Below are 16,185 nucleotides of genomic sequence, written 5' to 3'. Positions count from 1 at the left end.
GAGCTTTCCTTGGGATATGAGTTCCCGTTTATAGTGATATAATGAAATATCGTTATATATACAAGATTATGTTACAGGGGTTTTAAAACTAACCAAATAAAATCAATAATTGATAGTGTAACAAATTATGATTAAAAAGAGAGTGTTTATGCAAGATAATCAAAGTAAATCAATACCTATGTTGCAATATAACCAAAATGACGTATCAATAGCAGCAATTAATACTAAGTATCAAGGTTTTTTTAAAGTAGATGAATATCAGCTTAAGCATAAACTGTTTTCACAAAAATTCAGTGAAAGCATTACACGTGAAGTATTTGAACGTGGTGATGCAGTTGTAGTGATGCTTTATGATGCTATCGAAGATAATTTATTATTTTTAGAACAATTTAGAGCAGGTGCATTACGTACAGAACAAACTCCTTGGTTACTTGAGTTTGTCGCTGGGATGTTTGAAAGTGACGAGGACCCAATTGATGTGGCGATACGGGAAACGAAAGAAGAAGCGGGTATTAGCTTAGAAGCTAGCGCTGTGAGGCCTATAATGAAATACCTTTCGAGCCCTGGCGGAATGAGTGAATGTATTCATCTATATTGGGCTAAGTTCGATAGCAATAAAGTATCACCGGGTAGTATTTATGGTTTAGATGATGAAAACGAAGATATATTACTTCATATTATTTCGCGGACAGAGGCTTTAGCACTATTAAAAGAGGGAAAAATTATTAACGCATCCACCATTATTGGTTTGCAATGGTTAGCGATGAATTATCCCAACCTGTAGGTTGAATTTATGAGGCATATGCTTCAAGATCAACTATTCCTCGGTTTTAATAAATGACATACATATAGTACACGCAGTACAACTAACTGTATAAAAAATACAACAGCATAGCCCAGCATAGGATATTAGTGAGTTTTTTCCCAAATAGCACAGTAAATAGAAGAACAAGGTATCAACCTAACTTAGTTAGCTTGATGACCTTGTGTGCTAACAATTATTTTTTATTATTGAAAGTACAAGCTGATCAAACAGCACTTAATCAACAACGCCATTTTTTTATTAATGAGCATCTTACTTATGTGGTTACGGTGAATGAAGTCACTCGCTATACATCACTGATTACATTTGAACAAAAAATGTTTACTCAAACGGCCAATAAAAGTAAAACATATACTCAGTCGCTTCAACCTCGTATGAGTATTCGTTTATACCACGATGCTCGTATGGCTGAAGTCATTAGTAATCAAGATGTTTTTCAAGTGCAACCTCGTTATGATTACCCAAATAAAGATATGCATCAACAAGATGAAAAACAACAAATCAATCAATTTTTAAACGAGTGGTTACATCTTTGTCTAGAGCATGGTCAGGTTCATTTAGCGCTAAAAACGAACGGATAATAAACACATGAACAATTCAAAAAAAACTTTTATTATCGCTCAATTTAGTGATTGTCATTTATTTTCCGATAAGCAAGCTAAGCATCTAGGTGCCAATGTTTGGCAAAATTTGAGTCGAGTATTAACTGATATTGCTCAACGAACAAATATTGATAGTATTGTTTTTACTGGTGACCTTACTCAAGATCATAGTGAAAATTCTTATCAACATTTTGTGCATGCTGTTAAGCAAGCAAAATTCTCTATGCCGGTATATTTCTTAGCGGGTAACCATGATGATCGTGATTTATTGACGCAACATTTAATAGCGCCTACTTTTCAAACCAATAAAACACTTGATAATGATTTTTGGCAAATACAATTATTAGATAGTAAAAGTGATACACCGTCAGGCTTAATTTCCGCACAAAAATTACAAAGAGTATCGCAGCAAATGGATCGTACTAAATTTCAATTGTTAATGATGCACCACCATCCTATTGATGTCGGCTACTATATTGATAAGCATGGATTATTAGCACAAGAGGATTTTTGGAATAAAATTGCAGAGTTAAATGAAAAAAACGCTAAAATTAAAGGGATTGCATGTGGACATGTTCATCGAGGAGTGCATTTATCTAAACAAAATGTTGATGTCTATACTTGCCCGGCAACTTCTGTGCAGTTTGGTGATACAAAAGAAGAAATAGGCTCTATTTTACCAAGTTATCAACTCCTTTATCTTGAAAGAGATGGTACAATGAGTCGTGAAATTATTGTGTTTTAATATAGCTTTTTTATATAAAAGACTATTGAAGATAGGGAAATATTATTTAGGATGAAATATATAACAATATGAAAAAAAATATTCTTTATCTACATGGTTTTAATTCATCTCCTTATTCATCAAAAGCGGAGCAAGCTCGCCAGTATTTTCAGGATAATTTTCCAGATATTAATTTTATTTGTCCTCAGTTAGCTAATTCACCTACGGAAGTATTGTTGCAGTTAGAGCACATTCTTAAATCAGATAGCTTAATGGGTGTAAATAATAGCACTTGGTTTTTAATCGGCTCATCATTAGGTGGTTACTTCTCTCATTATTTAGCAAATAAATATCAACTTTCTGCGGTATTGATCAATCCAGCAATTAAGCCTTATAGTTTATTAGAGCACTATATTGGTGAACAAATAAACCCTTATACCAATACAGTTTATCAAGTAACAGAGCAACATATGCTTGATCTTAAAGCGATTGAACAAAGTGCTCCAATGGATAGTGATGAGAAAAAAAATAATTACCTAATTATGGTACAAACAGGTGATGAAGTGTTAGATTATCAACAAGCAGTTGAGAAATTTAAATATAGCCGTCTTATCATTGAACAGGGCGGTAATCATAGTTTTGTTGGATTTGATAAAAAACTTCCAATGATTGCAGAATTTTTTCAACTATAAGCCAAGTTGGGAAAATAAAAACGATACATATACTTACATAGATAGAAAATAAACCATGACCGACCAATATAATTCAGATTCCATTGAAGTACTTAGCGGCTTAGATCCTGTACGCCACCGCCCTGGAATGTATACTGATACCACGCGTCCTAATCACTTGGGTCAAGAAGTTATTGATAACTCAGTGGATGAAGCTCTCGCTGGGCACGCTCAAAATATTAGTGTTATTTTAGATACCGATCAGTCACTTGAAATAACTGATGACGGTCGAGGTATGCCAATAGATATTCACCCTGAAGAAGGGGTATCAGGTGTTGAGCTTATTTTTTGTAAATTACATGCAGGTGGAAAATTTTCCAATAAAAACTACCAATTTTCTGGTGGTTTACATGGTGTAGGTATTTCGGTTGTTAATGCTTTATCAACCCGGGTTGATGTAACGATTAGGCGCGACAGTAAAGTTTATGAAATGGCGTTTGAGAATGGTTATAAAGTTGAAGAGCTAGCTGAAACAGGTACAGTAGGAAAACGTAATACCGGAACGCGTGTTAAGTTTTGGCCTGATCCTAAATACTTCGATTCAGCAAAATTTTCGGTATTAAAATTAACACACTTATTAAAAGCTAAAGCAGTATTATGCCCAGGCTTAACGATTAAGTTTCATGATAAAATTGAAAATAAAAAGCATGAATGGTGTTATGAAGACGGATTAACTGACTACCTAAAAGAATCAGTTAAAGGCTATGAAAGCTTACCTGAACAGCCTTTTGTGGGTGACTTTACTACGCAAACCGAAGCAGCAAACTGGGCTGTAACTTGGTTACCTGAAGGTGGTGAAAGTGTTGGCGAAAGTTATGTAAACTTAATCCCAACAGTCGCTGGTGGTACACATGTTAATGGTTTGCGCCAAGGTTTATTAGAATCTATGCGTGAATTTTGCGAGTTTCGTAATTTAATTCCGCGTGGTATCAAACTTACGCCTGACGATATTTGGGATAAATGTAGTTATATTTTATCCATAAAAATGCAAGATCCGCAATTTGCAGGTCAAACTAAAGAGCGTTTATCTTCTCGTCAATGTGCAGGCTTTGTAACTGGCGTTGTAAAAGACGCTTTTAGCTTATGGTTAAATGAACATACCGATATAGCTGAATCGTTAGCTGAATTTTGTATTAGTAACGCCCAAAAACGTATGCGTGCTAGTAAAAAAGTAGTGCGTAAAAAAATAACACAAGGTCCTGCGCTACCAGGCAAGTTAACTGATTGTGGTAGCCAAGATTTATCTCGTACGGAATTATTTTTAGTTGAAGGTGACTCTGCTGGTGGTAGTGCCAAGCAAGCACGTGACCGTGAAACACAAGCGATAATGCCATTGCGAGGGAAAATTCTTAATACTTGGGAAGTAGAATCTGGGCAAATTCTTGCTTCACAAGAAGTACATGATATTTCTGTTGCTTTAGGAATTGACCCTGATAGTAATGACTTATCAGAATTACGCTACGGTAAAGTGTGTATCTTGGCCGATGCTGACTCGGATGGACTTCATATAGCGACATTGCTTTGTGCCTTATTTACACAACACTTTTTACCTTTAGTACAAGCCGGACATGTTTATGTTGCTATGCCGCCCTTGTATCGTATTGATGTTGGGAAAGAAGTATTTTATGCCCTAGATGAAGCGGAAAAAGATAGTATTCTTGATCGAATAGCTGCAGAGAAAAAGCGTGGTAAAGTTAACGTACAACGCTTTAAAGGTTTGGGTGAAATGAATCCTCTTCAGCTTAGAGAAACGACGATGGATGCCAATACTCGTCGTTTAGTACAACTGACTGCGTTAGATGAAGAACACAGCGAAACCATTGAAATGATGGACATGCTTCTATCCAAAAAACGCTCAGGAGATCGTAAAGAATGGCTCCAAACTAAAGGCGATATGGCTGTAGTACAATAATGTTTTAGCCATAAATTGACAAATTTAGTACATAAACCTGTAATTAATAATAAGTGTTTATGCTATTTTCTTACTATTTTTAAGCGATAATTTATGGCAACTTATACTCTTCAATGCCAATGATCTTTTGTGTAAATAAATATATCGATGTTACTCGAAGTTGATGTTATTAAATATTAAATTTAACTTCGTTTAGCTTGAATAGCATTTGTTTAAAAAATTCACTTTATACTAGTTTGATAATTATCACGTTTATAGGCCAATTGTATTGTTATTTAAGCGTATTTCACAGTGTTTGATTTTACTATTTTCTTTTGTGTATATTGCAACGAGCTTAGCTGTAGCTATACCAAAGAAAGAAGATAGTGTTGTTGGCTTTGATGAAGCCGCAATAAAAATAGAACAATTAATTGATAACAATATACCTTTAGCGAAATTTGAATTAGAAAAATATGCTAAATTAATTGGTAAATTACCTTTAGAGCAACAAATTACCTATCAGCACTTGTTGACTGATATTTATATTTTGCAAGGGAAGTTTCATTTAGCAAAACAAAGTGCCACCGACGGCCTATCACTAACCTTACAACTTTCTAGCCCTAGTTTATTAATTTCTGAATTACTTTATAACCGCGGTTTAGCCTATGAAAATATTGGTGAAACTGAGCTGGCGGCTAAAGATTATGAAAGTGGTTTAGCATTAGCTAAATCACTGCATGATAATGTTTTAATCTCAACGGGGTTGATGAAATTAGGGGGAATATATTATTTAACTGATCGATATGAAAATTCGTTACTCGTCTTAAATGATGCTTACAGTATTGCTAAGCAAACCGATGACGAAAAGCTCAAGGGAGCTGTGAATTTTGAGTTAGGTACTTTATATACTCACCTAAATAGAAATAAGCAAGCAATGGTTTATTATCAGCAGTCTTACGAACATTATAAACGTTCTAATCAAGCAATATTATCACTGAACGCGTTAGTGAATATTGGTATGAATCATGTTTCTGAAAATGAGTATGAACAAGCGATAATTGCCTATGAAACCATTATTAATGAACCAGATAGTGCTGAAGTTAATAAAATTATGTACAGCGCTTATTTGGGATTATCATGGGCTAATTTAAAGAAAAATAATCCTAACCCTGAAGCAAGTTATCAATATTTATTACTGTCTAAGCAGTATATAGGGAATATTGAACAATATGATATTGAATTACAATATTATGTTGATGAAGCTTTTATATTGTTTGAACTTAAACGCTTTAATGAAGTTATTGATAGTATTAATCGAATTGATAAAATTTTAGTAAGTCAAATGCCGTTAGGTCACTTAAAAATTCAAACACGTATCAATATTGTTGATTTACAATCTAAAACATATTTTGAATTAGGTGATTATCAAAAAGCTTATGAGTTACAAGAACACCGCTTAGTGCTAACTCGGTTATTACGTGATGAAAAAGAGACACAGTCAATTGCAGCAGTACGCTTAGCGCTTGAAGCTAAAGAGGCGGACCTACACAAAAAAGTATTAGAAAATAAACAGGCCTTGCAACAAATATCGTTGTTAGAAGCAGAGCAAAAGCAGAAAAGACAGAAGCTTTATTTACTTTATATCGCCGTTGTTGCCTTAATATTTGCATGGTTATTAGTTAAGTTAGTACAAGGTCAACATAGGTTATATCAAGTATCGAGTATTGATATGCTTACAGGTATTTCAAATCGCCGTGAATTGATGAAGAAAGGTAAAAAACTATTTCAACAATCGAAAACCAGCAATACAGAATTTAGCGCGCTAATGATTGATATTGATTATTTTAAAAAGATAAATGATCAATTTGGTCATGAGTGTGGCGACCTAGTGCTGAAAAAAGTGGTAGAACTTGGCAAAGCATTAATGCGCAAAACAGATGTTTTTGGTCGTTTTGGTGGCGAGGAATTCGTTGCACTTTTACCAAATACGTCTAAATCTCAAGCTAATATTATTGCCGAACGTTTTCGGGTCGCTGTTGAAGCATATATTTGGGATAGTAATGGTTCATTACCGGAATCATTGCATGTCACTATTAGTATTGGTGTCGCTAATAGTATCGACTTTACTAATGGCGAGTCGACTGATCTCTCCACCTTAATTAAAAAAGCGGACGAGCTACTTTATCAGGCAAAAGAGCAAGGCCGAAATAGGGTGTGTAGCTAATGATTATGCGTTGGGCTCTGTTCTTATTTTTTATTGCATCTATTTTGTTAAATGCTGCTGTGGCGGCAGAAGGCTTACCAGGTGAGCATAATAAAGTGATACCAGCTAAAGAGTTTAAACTTCGTAAGGATATTGTCGATTTAGCTGAACAATCCGTCCCTTTACCGGAGAATGTAAGTGCTTTATTGAATGATATATCAATATTAAATAGTGCTGTTAACTATGCTGAACAGTATTTGATTTTATTGATTAAAGCAAAGGTAAAGCAACAAGCTCAGCAACATAACGAGGCGATTTTGTTAATAGAACAAGCTAAATTATTATCAAAATATATTACTAAAGAGCAGTTAATTCGCCCGCTCTTTGCAAACGCTTATTTGGTTCTCGCTGATAGCTACGCTGAAGTTAAAGATTATGATAATGCTTATAAAAACAAGAAGATTTTTGTCGATAAATATAACGAGTATCGCGATAAGACACGCCAAAAAAATATTGAGAAATTAACTGAGAACTCTGAAGTTGCACAAAAAATATCAGAAAATAAATTACTGGCAAATCAAAACAAGTTAAAAGAATTGCGTATTGCCGATGTACATGCCCAGCAAGAAGATCAACAAAGACGATTTTTGTTCATTTTTTGTGCTATTTTATTGTTTATTTTATTACTGTTAAGGAAACTTAAAGTTAGAAAGAAACTGTTAGTATTAGCGAAAACAGACAGTCTTACCGGCTTATTGAATAGAACCGAGCTATTTAATCAGGGGCATAAACTAGTTCAAGACACCAAAGAGCAAGGTTTAGAGCTGAGTGTATTACTGTTAGATATTGATCATTTTAAATTGATAAATGATAAATATGGTCACTCTGTTGGCGATTTAGTGTTAGAAAAAATAGCCAGCCTTGTAAGTGAAACCATGAGAGCCCGAGACGTTTTTTCTCGTTTAGGGGGAGAAGAGTTTGTTTCTCTTTTACCTAATACTAATCTTGATCATGCCAAAGCAATTGCTATGCGTGTAATAGAGAAAATAGCACAATATAATTTTAATGAACTAGGCGTTAACGAGAATATAACGGTAAGTATCGGTGTGGCTAATCTGAAAGATACTAACCCTGAATTTGATGATATTTTACATGCAGCTGATTTAGCTATGTATCAAGCAAAAGCCGAAGGAAGAAACCAAATGGTTAGTTATGAAGCTATTGTTAGGGACAGAGAAAGGCGTTCTAACAATTAGACTAACTATTTGAATTCACTTGGCTATCAAAATCATATAAGCTGTAGTTAATATTGGCGTTTATTAATTGTTACAAGAGAAATTAATCGCATTAACTTTTGCGATACTAATGTTTATGGGAATAGGAAAATCATTTCATGTCTGATGTGCTCGAATATAGTCCAGACGGGGTAGAACAAGTTCCTCTACGACGTTTTACAGAAGAAGCTTATTTAAACTACTCAATGTACGTTATTATGGATAGAGCCTTACCGCATATCGGTGATGGCTTAAAGCCAGTACAACGTCGTATTGTTTATGCGATGTCAGAGCTTGGTTTATCGGCGACGGCAAAGTATAAAAAATCTGCGCGTACTGTTGGTGATGTACTAGGTAAATTTCACCCGCATGGTGATAGCGCCTGCTATGAAGCTATGGTGTTAATGGCCCAACCATTTTCTTATCGTTATCCGTTGGTTGATGGTCAAGGGAACTGGGGGGCGCCAGATGATCCTAAATCATTCGCGGCAATGCGTTATACAGAATCTCGTTTATCACGCTTTAGTGAAATTTTACTGGCTGAATTAGGGCAAGGAACGGTTGACTGGGTGCCAAACTTTGATGGCACTATGGAAGAGCCTAAAACTTTGCCTGCTCGTTTACCACATATTATGCTTAACGGTATAACAGGTATTGCCGTTGGTATGGCGACAGATATTCCACCGCATAATGTACGTGAAATAGCGGATGCTTGTGTGCATTTAATTGATGAGCCTAAAGCTGAAGTCTCAGATTTATTAACCTTTGTTAAAGGCCCTGATTACCCGACAGATGCTGAAATCATAACACCTAAGGCTGATATTGAAAAAATATATCAAACTGGGCGAGGTAGTATCAAAATGCGAGCCGTTTATGATATTGAGCATGGAGAAGTTGTTATTACAGCTTTACCTCACCAAGCATCAGGCGGCAAAATATTAGAACAAATAGCAGGACAAATGACGGCGAAGAAATTGCCTATGGTTATTGATCTTCGTGATGAGTCTGATCATGAAAATCCTGTTCGTTTGGTTATTGTTCCTCGCTCAAACCGAGTTGATATTGAACAATTAATGCAGCACCTATTTGCCAGCACAGATTTAGAAAAAAGTTATCGTGTTAATATCAACATGATTGGCTTAGATAACCGTCCAGCAGTTAAAAACCTAAGGGAAATATTATCTGAGTGGCTTGAGTATCGCCGGGAAACAGTACGCCGACGCTTACAATACCGTTTAGACAAAGTACTTGCACGGTTACATATCTTAGATGGCTTACTCGTTGCTTATTTGAATATTGATGAAGTGATTGAGATCATCCGTGGTTATGATGATCCCAAAGCAGAATTAATGTCACGCTTTGCGCTATCTGAAATACAAGCACATGCTATTTTAGAAATTAAATTAAGACAATTAGCTAAATTAGAAGAAGTAAAAATTCGTGCAGAGCAAGACGAGTTACGTAAAGAGCAAGATTATTTAGAAAAAATTCTTAACTCAAAAGCACGTATGAATACGTTAATGAAAAAAGAAATATTAGCCGCGTCTAAAGAATATGGTGATGATCGCCGTTCTAAATTAGTAGAGCGCAGTGAATCAAAAGCATTAACTGAGAAAGATCTTGTGCCAAGTGAAGCTGTAACTGTTGTTGTGTCAGATAAAGGTTGGGCTCGTTGTGCCAAAGGCCATGACATAGATGCTACTGCGTTAAGTTATAAATCGGGTGATTCTTATTTATGTTCAGCTAAGGGACGGAGTAATCGACCTGTTGCCTTTATTGACTCGTCAGGACGAGCTTTTACTACGGATGCTCATACATTACCGACAGCGCGAAGCCAAGGTGAACCACTAACTGGACGGTTTAGTTTGGCGGCAGGCGAAAACTTCGTTCATTGTGTTATGGCTGAAGATGACGCTAAATATTTATTAGTGAGTGATGCTGGTTACGGTTTTGTTAGTAGCTTTAGTGATATGATTAGTCGTAATAAAAATGGTAAAGCGATGATCTCCTTACCGCAAGCGGCAAAAGTATTAGCACCACAATTAATTGAAAATATTGATAGTGATTCATGTCTTGCTATTACAACCGAAGGACGAATGTTAGTCTTTCCTGTACAAAATCTACCGATACTGAGTAAAGGTAAGGGGAATAAAATTATAAATATTCCAACTGCTAGAGCAAAATCTAGAGAAGAGTTTGTAACGGTATTGGCAATAGTGCCAGATGGCGCTTCGGTAACAATTCATGCTGGTCGTCGTAAGTTAACTTTAAAATCAATTGATATTGATCATTATCGTGGTGAAAGAGGGCGTCGAGGTAATAAGCTGCCACGAGGTTTACAACGAGTTGATTATGTAGAAATTGAACCTGTTAATGCTAATCTTGTACAAGAATCAGCGTTAGAGCCTGATAATAATAACGATAGCACACCAACAGAATAGCCATAGTAAATAAAGCTTTTAAGGGGGGAGGATCTCTCTTAAAAGCTTTATTTAAGCGCAATTAACTAAAGTGTAAATAACAATTGTTTTCATTGTTTAATCTCTGATTTAGGAGTATCATTTTAACAATAGTAATTCTCATTAACCTTAATCTTAAGTTTAGTTTTAGATATTTTCACTGTGCTTAACGCATATCTAAAAGCAGAGAATATTCCATTTTTACCTTACTGATCACTTTATTTTATAGTTTGTGTGATAAGTGTAGCTATAAGGCATAACCAATGACTTTAGTTGATGTAGCAAGAAACCAAGTAGTTAAAATTAGTGCACTCCCACTTGATGAAACATTATCCGCTCAACTTTTAGAGCAAGGTTTTACGTTACGAACTGAAGTGGCTTTAGCTCATAAAGCACCTTTTAATGGCCCATTAGCTTATCGTTTACACAACACCAAAATATGTATTCAACGTTCTGTAGCTGCACAAATTCAAGTTACTGCCGTTTAAGTCTATCTAATTAAACTTAGGGTTATCAGTTTTAAATAAAACTGTTTTCAGTAAATCTTATATGAGTTTTTTTTCATGAGTTGTTGTTCTAATTCTTCATCCTGTTCCGAGGAGGTATCACCCTCTAAAGATCTACATTACGCTTTGGTTGGTTTTGCTAATTCAGGTAAAAGTACGTTATTTAACCTTTTAACATCTCGCCATAATAAATCGTCTAAGCAAAACGTTGGTAATTTTTCTGGTATTACAGTATCTGCTAAAAAAGCCTCACTACAATTAAATAATGTTGATGCTTACCTTTCTGATTTACCTGGTTTAAGTTCACTTTCTCAACGTGGCGAACAAGGTAAAGATTTATCTATCTCACAGCAATTTATTCAGCAAAAAGATATCGATTGCATTATTAATGTTGTTGATATTAATCAATTAAGCCGACAGCTGTACCTTACTACCCAATTGCTTGAATTGGGTATACCCATGATGCTTGTATTAAATAAAACCGATAGAAAAAAGCATGCTTGGGTTGATATTGATAAGTTAAGTGAAGAATTAGGCTGTCCTGTTGTTGCTGTAAGCGCTCAAAATAAAAGCACATTTGATATTATAGAAAGAAAACTACTTGTTTGCTCTACACAAGAAAAATCAGCACCAAGTCAAGAAAGTCTTCAACCAGAAAGTTTATCATCAATTCAGGCGAGGCAAGATTTTGCATCTGATATCATCGCTAGAGTTAGTGTAACTGGTGGTGGCGCAAGCTTTTCTGATTACTTAGATAATGTTGCATTACATCCACTTACTGGTGTACCAATATTTTTAGGTATGATGTATTTACTTTTTATGTTTGCTATTAATGTAGGAAGTGCGTTTATTGATTTTTTTGATATTCTTAGTGGTACCGTTTTTGTTACTTACCCGCTCCATCTCCTTGAGCCTTTAAATTTACCGCCATGGATTTTAACTATCATTGAAGGGGTGGGAAGTGGTATGCAAACGGTTGCTACTTTTATTCCTGTTATCGCTTGCTTATTTATTGGTTTATCTTTACTTGAAAATTCAGGCTATTTAGCGCGGGCTGCTTTTGTGGTTGATAGCGTAATGCAAAAAATTGGTTTGCCGGGTAAAGCGTTTGTACCACTAATTGTTGGCTTTGGTTGTACTGTCCCTGCAGTGATGTCGGCTAGAGTGCTGGATAGTGAAAGAGAGCGTATCACTACGGTTATGATGTCCCCTTTTATGTCATGTGGGGCTCGTTTGCCTGTCTATGCTTTATTTGCCGCAGCTTTCTTCCCTGATAGTGGTCAAAACTTGGTATTTCTTTTATATTTAATTGGTATCGCCGCTGCTATTTTTACAGGTTTTTTACTGAAAAAAACGGTGTTGTCGGGTACCAGTTCACTTAATATTATGGAGCTACCACCATACGAAGTTCCGCATATTCGTGCTATTAGTAAACGCGTATGGCAACGAACTTATAGTTTTGTTACTGGGGCTGGTAAAACAATTGTTATTGTTGTGTGTTTATTAACCTTTTTTAACTCTATTGGTACTGATGGTAGCTTTGGTCATCAAGATAGCGAGCAATCTATTTTAAGCCGAAGTGCACAAGTAGTGATGCCCGTATTAGCTCCTATGGGAATTGAAGAAGAAAATTGGCAAGCTGGCGTTGGTATTATTACTGGTATTTTCGCAAAAGAAGTACTTGTTGCCACCTTTAATAGTTTATATTCCCCACAAAATGTGCCGGATAAAGGTGAACCTTCTTTTGAGGCGAGTTGGCAAGCAGCAACAGCCAGTATTAAAGAAAACCTGCTAGGTATTGCGCCAGATGATCCTTTAGGTATTAATGTAGGTGACTTGACGGATATAGAAGCTGTTGCTCAAGAGCAAGGAGTAGAGTTAAGTACTTATCAAGTAATGCAAGCTGCATTTGTTGGTCAGTTAGGAGCATTTAGTTATTTACTCTTTATTCTTTTATATACGCCCTGTGTTGCTGCAATGGGAGCAATAAAAAATGAAGTTGGAAGCCGTTGGGCAGGTTTTGCCGGCCTGTGGAGTTTTACCTTGGCTTATTTAATAGCAACTTTATGTTTTCAAGTCGGAAACTTTTTCGCTGCGCCTTTAATTGCCAGCCTCTATATTATTGCTGTATTACTGAGTTTTACTGGGATATATTTTTGGCTTAAACATAAGGGACGTAAGGTGTTAACGATCCCTGTCTCGGTGAGTTATTCATAACGTATCACTGATTTTAAAGCCTTTTATTACTAATTAGTGTATTCTTATTAATTAAATAGGCGATATTTAGAGTAAGGAAACGTAAGTGCGATTTTTCAAGTTGATTACGATAACGCTTGTTTCCTTATTTATCATTGTTACTGTCATTTTTGCCGGTATTTATAATGCTCGCATTTCAATTATAAATAACATCGCACAAAACCAATTTAGTTTAGTTCCCGTAAAAGCTACATGTTTTGAATTTAGTCTGACAAGTGATCTGTCAATTGCTGTGGATAATTTATGTTTACAAAGCCCAAAGGCGGATATAAACATTGTTGATACCATTATTCAGTGGCAGTACTCTCCTTTTAATATCACTAATATTGATGTGAATCTGCTTGAAATAAACGCTAAAGAGCATTTTTTTTCAAATATCAATCAGGTTTCTTTAAATAAGAAAGAAAGTACTACTAATGAAAGTATTAACGACTTATTATCGACGACACTAAGAACGTATGTCGAGCAGATTAAGCAACTTCAATTGCCGTTAAACTTGAATGTGGAACAAATTTCTTATTTACCTTTTACTGCACAAGATAAAACTACAATAGCAAAAGGGGTGACTTTAGAAAAAGCTCAATCACCTTATATTGCTCAGATCTCAAGCCTAGATAATACCTGGTTATTTTCATTGAAAAACCAAGACAATATTGCCTTTGCGAACCTTACATTAGTTCATGAGTTAGCAGGTTTTTCTATTACGTTTTCAAGTGAGTTAGAGCCATTAAAAACATTTGTTAGTGAGCACCGGTTACCGATCAGCACTAGATTACAACAGGATTTAAATGCTCATGAAGTCACAGGAAGTATTAGTTCATTAATAAAGTATCAAGCTGATAAGCTCAGTATGGAAAATCATATTACCGGCTTTGTATTAAACTCCGCTACTGGTATAGGTGATAGTGGTGCATTTAAACTCTCAGGGGAGCTTAATTTTAATAATCAGTTTGATTTAGATTCCAACGAGGTGAACAGTAAAAACAATGAAACCTTTAAAAAGAATAATAATACATCATCGAATAACAATAATGAGGCACTGACTCTCCAATTTATAGAACAAAATGAATTACTGTTGGAGTATCAGCAAGTATCGCTGTTGGCGCTACTCGAAAGAATTCAAGTTTCTCCAATAATCATGTCGGTAATGAAAGATAACCCAATACCGCGATTAGCACTTAAGCTCCAAGGCGATGCAGTAGTTAACTTTATCAAAGATGAACTAAAGCTTAGCTATCTAGAAATGAATGCGGGTAATGATGAAGTCACACATCAAGTTGTATTAGATAATAGTGCAGTAGCCTTGGCTAACACCGAAAGGTTTAATGCATTTACTGTTGAAGATTTTGTTCTTGATAGTGAAGTTAACTTGATAAGTATACCTAGTATAGCAAAGCTAACAACTACGCCAATTAATATACATTTGGCAGGGTCATTGCAGTCACTAAATAATCAAGCAAGGCTAAACTTAGCGGAAAACTCTGTGATCGAGCTTAACAATATAAAGGTGGTAGGGAACTCAGAACAAGGTAGTCAAACATTATTCAGTGTAAAAGCATTATCAACAGAACTGAAGGGACATGTGGCATTGTTAGAAGATAATAAGCTTCATATGAATATATCCGTTCTAAATAAAGCGAAACAAATGAATGTACCTAAGGCCATACAAGTGAACTCTTTTGAGTTGTTTAGTGAGGTAAAAGGCTCTTTGGATGATATAAGTATTAAAACCAGTACTAATGCTGATGGTGTGGATTTGGGTAATATTTTTATTACTGGCACAGTACAATCGCCGGCAATAGAAGTAATCGGAACAGGTTTACCGCTGACTGATTTACTCTCATTAAATATTAAATTGCCTATTAGTGTTGAGCTTATTGAGGGGACATTAAACTACAATGTATCGGGTCAACTACCAGACTTAAATCATATTACTCAAACTCACTTTGATGCCAATGTAGGTATTAAATCACTTAGTGGCGAAGTTGATGGTATTTGGCTACAGGACCTAAATTGGCAGCAACAATTCACCATAGAATCAGGAAATATAACTACAAACGCTAATGATAAAGAGAATATAACGATAGCGTTAATTGAGTCATTTACGCCTATTTCAAATCTTTCTGTTAATACTCGTTGGTCGTTTAGTGATAATAACTTCAAACTTGCTGTTAACAATCTTAAAGCTGATGCTTTTAGCGGAAGCATTTTTGTTCCTGATATGCACTGGCCTTTTGTCAAAGGGCATTCAGCTAATGTTCAGCTAGATAGTATAGACTTAGCGCAAGTGTTGGCATTAGATAAAAAGCAAGGTATTGTTGTTACAGGTGATATTTCAGGGCAAATTCCTGTTATGTTTGATGGTGATAAACTCATTATTGAAGCAGGCGAACTATACAATGTTAGTAATGGCTTAATACAAGTGATTAACAATCCTGCAGTAGCAGAGTTAAAAGCTAATAATAGTCAGTTACAATTAGCATTTGATGCACTGCAAAACCTGCATTATCATCAGCTTTCCTCTACAGTTTCAATGTTAGATGATGGTTATATGCAGTTAGATACAATAATAAAAGGTCGAAATCCTGATATTGATAACGATGTAAACTTGAATTTGAATTTAACTTACGACTTGTTAGGCTTGCTTGAATCCTTGTCAATAACACAACGTTTTGAAGAAATAATTATCAAAGGTTTACAAAAAAATAAGGAGTAA

Annotated in this window: 11 protein-coding genes; all 11 read left to right on the top strand. The window is 35.4% G+C overall.

Features of this window, described 5'->3' with window-relative positions; genetic code table 11:
- Positions 1-148: 148 nt before the first annotated feature.
- The 11 genes from Q4503_RS03275 to Q4503_RS03225 all read left to right on the top strand — a co-directional run bounded on the left by Q4503_RS03275 (position 149) and on the right by Q4503_RS03225 (position 16,185).
- A complete protein-coding gene (locus Q4503_RS03275; RefSeq protein WP_215973273.1) occupies positions 149-784 on the top strand; it encodes an NUDIX domain-containing protein in 636 nt (211 codons plus the stop codon).
- 128 nt (positions 785-912) lie between these two features.
- Positions 913-1,404, top strand: coding sequence for a DUF1249 domain-containing protein (locus tag Q4503_RS03270; RefSeq protein WP_215973272.1), 492 nt, complete (start codon positions 913-915; stop codon positions 1,402-1,404).
- 7 nt (positions 1,405-1,411) lie between these two features.
- Positions 1,412-2,170 carry a metallophosphoesterase gene (locus Q4503_RS03265; protein WP_303601370.1) on the top strand — a complete coding sequence of 253 codons (759 nt, stop codon included), beginning with the start codon at positions 1,412-1,414 and terminating at the stop codon, positions 2,168-2,170.
- 68 nt (positions 2,171-2,238) lie between these two features.
- Entirely contained in the window at positions 2,239-2,841 is a 603-nt protein-coding gene (locus Q4503_RS03260; RefSeq protein ID WP_215973270.1) for a YqiA/YcfP family alpha/beta fold hydrolase, read from the top strand.
- 55 nt (positions 2,842-2,896) lie between these two features.
- Positions 2,897-4,792 (top strand): DNA topoisomerase IV subunit B, encoded by a 1,896-nt coding sequence (parE, locus tag Q4503_RS03255; RefSeq protein ID WP_215973269.1) that lies wholly within the window; start codon positions 2,897-2,899, stop codon positions 4,790-4,792.
- A 268-nt stretch (positions 4,793-5,060) separates the two neighbouring features.
- Entirely contained in the window at positions 5,061-6,995 is a 1,935-nt protein-coding gene (locus tag Q4503_RS03250) for a GGDEF domain-containing protein (RefSeq protein WP_215973268.1), read from the top strand.
- Positions 6,995-8,230 carry a GGDEF domain-containing protein gene (locus Q4503_RS03245; protein ID WP_303601369.1) on the top strand — a complete coding sequence of 412 codons (1,236 nt, stop codon included), beginning with the start codon at positions 6,995-6,997 and terminating at the stop codon, positions 8,228-8,230. The genes Q4503_RS03250 and Q4503_RS03245 overlap by 1 nt, the downstream gene beginning before the upstream one ends.
- A 137-nt stretch (positions 8,231-8,367) precedes the next feature.
- Entirely contained in the window at positions 8,368-10,689 is a 2,322-nt protein-coding gene (gene parC, locus Q4503_RS03240; protein ID WP_215973266.1) for a DNA topoisomerase IV subunit A, read from the top strand.
- A 281-nt stretch (positions 10,690-10,970) separates the two neighbouring features.
- Complete coding sequence (locus tag Q4503_RS03235; protein ID WP_215973265.1) at positions 10,971-11,195, top strand: FeoA family protein; 225 nt, start codon at positions 10,971-10,973, stop codon at positions 11,193-11,195.
- A gap of 75 nt (positions 11,196-11,270) precedes the next feature.
- Complete coding sequence (gene feoB / locus Q4503_RS03230; RefSeq protein WP_303601368.1) at positions 11,271-13,430, top strand: ferrous iron transport protein B; 2,160 nt, start codon at positions 11,271-11,273, stop codon at positions 13,428-13,430.
- A gap of 85 nt (positions 13,431-13,515) precedes the next feature.
- The gene (locus tag Q4503_RS03225) at positions 13,516-16,185 is read left to right on the top strand and encodes a YdbH domain-containing protein (protein ID WP_303601367.1); all 2,670 of its coding nucleotides are present in this window, start codon (positions 13,516-13,518) and stop codon (positions 16,183-16,185) included.

Source organism: Colwellia sp. 6_MG-2023, from assembly GCF_030547765.1.
Lineage (GTDB): Bacteria > Pseudomonadota > Gammaproteobacteria > Enterobacterales > Alteromonadaceae > Colwellia.
The sequence above is the reverse complement of the archived record's forward strand: the minus strand, read 5'-3'. Positions and strand labels throughout refer to the sequence as shown.

Bases quoted from the DNA above. Each gene is read 5' to 3' on its own strand.
- Q4503_RS03275 (WP_215973273.1), top strand. From the start codon at position 149: ATGCAAGATAATCAAAGTAAATCAATACCTATGTTGCAATATAACCAA.
- parC (WP_215973266.1), top strand. From the start codon at position 8,368: ATGTCTGATGTGCTCGAATATAGTCCAGACGGGGTAGAACAAGTTCCT.
- Q4503_RS03260 (WP_215973270.1), top strand. From the start codon at position 2,239: ATGAAAAAAAATATTCTTTATCTACATGGTTTTAATTCATCTCCTTAT.
- Q4503_RS03265 (WP_303601370.1), top strand. From the start codon at position 1,412: ATGAACAATTCAAAAAAAACTTTTATTATCGCTCAATTTAGTGATTGT.
- parE (WP_215973269.1), top strand. From the start codon at position 2,897: ATGACCGACCAATATAATTCAGATTCCATTGAAGTACTTAGCGGCTTA.
- Q4503_RS03235 (WP_215973265.1), top strand. From the start codon at position 10,971: ATGACTTTAGTTGATGTAGCAAGAAACCAAGTAGTTAAAATTAGTGCA.
- feoB (WP_303601368.1), top strand. From the start codon at position 11,271: ATGAGTTGTTGTTCTAATTCTTCATCCTGTTCCGAGGAGGTATCACCC.
- Q4503_RS03245 (WP_303601369.1), top strand. From the start codon at position 6,995: ATGATTATGCGTTGGGCTCTGTTCTTATTTTTTATTGCATCTATTTTG.